This window comes from Daejeonella sp. H1SJ63 (assembly GCF_029360775.1).
In the GTDB taxonomy this organism is placed as follows: domain Bacteria; phylum Bacteroidota; class Bacteroidia; order Sphingobacteriales; family Sphingobacteriaceae; genus Daejeonella.
This window is the reverse complement of record NZ_JARKMZ010000051.1, coordinates 1-1,352: the sequence shown is the minus strand read 5'-3', so window position 1 is coordinate 1,352 and position 1,352 is coordinate 1. Positions and strand designations below refer to the sequence as shown.

Here is a 1,352-nt window from a genome sequence, read left to right as displayed (position 1 = left end):
TGATATTTTGCCCCCTGCTAACTTTTTTCCGGATTACACAGGCTTAACCGGCGACAGACGCCTGGATAGACGGGCTCAAAATTTATTTGCCCGTTTAAGCCAGCAACCCGCTTCGAACATAAGCAAGCTTTCTTCGGGCCGTGCTGAGCAGATAGGTTACTATCGCTTATTGGAAAACGAAAAATTGACGGAAGCATCTCTTATAGAAGAACTGGTAGGCCGCATCAGGCCTTTAGTTGCGGGCCGGGATGTTCTTTGCATAGAAGACAGCAGCGAGATTAACGTATCAAAGAACAAAAACAGGCTTCGCCCCCAGAGTGGTTTAGGCAGATCGGACAATGCAGATAACGCCACCTGTTTCAAAATACACCCGGGCTTAGTGGTGGATGCAGGTAGCTGCTGGCCATTGGGTTTTTCGGACGTCAGGCTTTTTCACCGTCCTGCTGAACAGGCTGACAGGTTCCAAAGAAACTACAGGAACGTTCCTATTGCACAGAAGGAGTCCTACAAATGGATCCAGGTGAGCAATGCATCTAAGGTTACCCTGGAACAGGCCGCAAGGGTTACATTCATACAGGACCGCGAAGGAGACATCTATGAGCAGTTCGCCTGTATACCCGATGATAAACACCATTTGCTGATACGTTCCAGAGTTACACGCAGACTTGTGGACGGGTCAGATTTATATCATTCCATGGAATCGTTGCCTCCGGCCGGATATTATTCCATAGAAATCCAGTCGGACAAGCGAAAAAACAAAGAAAAGCGAATAGCCCAAATGGCCATATGCCATGGGAAATTCCGCATTGCGCGGCCCGTAAACCTGGCAAAATCAGGCTATCCGGATCATATTCTGCTGAACTGTATCTGGGCACAGGAAATTACACCCGGGGTGAGCGACCCGATCAACTGGAAACTGTTGACTACCCATGAAGTCTGCTGTTATGAAGATGCCGCAAAAATGGTTGAATGGTATAGTTACAGATGGTATATAGAACAGGTATTCAGGTTACTTAAACATAAAGGATTTGGCATAGAGGATGCTCAATTGGAGAGCGGATGGGCTCTTCGTAAGCTTATCCTGATGCAGCTGTCCGCTTTGTTGAAAATCCTGCAGATGAACATTGCTTATAATCAAGCTGAAGGCGGCCAGCCAATAGAGGAAGTATTTACGAAGGAAGAGGTAGAAGTCTTAACCCATCTGAACATGAAACTACAGGGAAAAACTCCTAAAACCCAGAACAACAATAATCCCGGAATGACCAAATGGGCAACGTGGGTTGTCGGGAGATTAGGTGGCTGGAAGGGCTATGATTCTCAGGGTCCTCCAGGAGTTATTTGCTTAAAAATAG

General features: G+C 46.8%; 1 protein-coding gene. It reads left to right on the top strand.

What is annotated here, in order from left to right:
• Positions 1 to 1,352 (top strand): IS4 family transposase (locus P2W72_RS15675; RefSeq protein ID WP_276364569.1); only part of this gene is annotated, 1,352 nt, incomplete at both ends.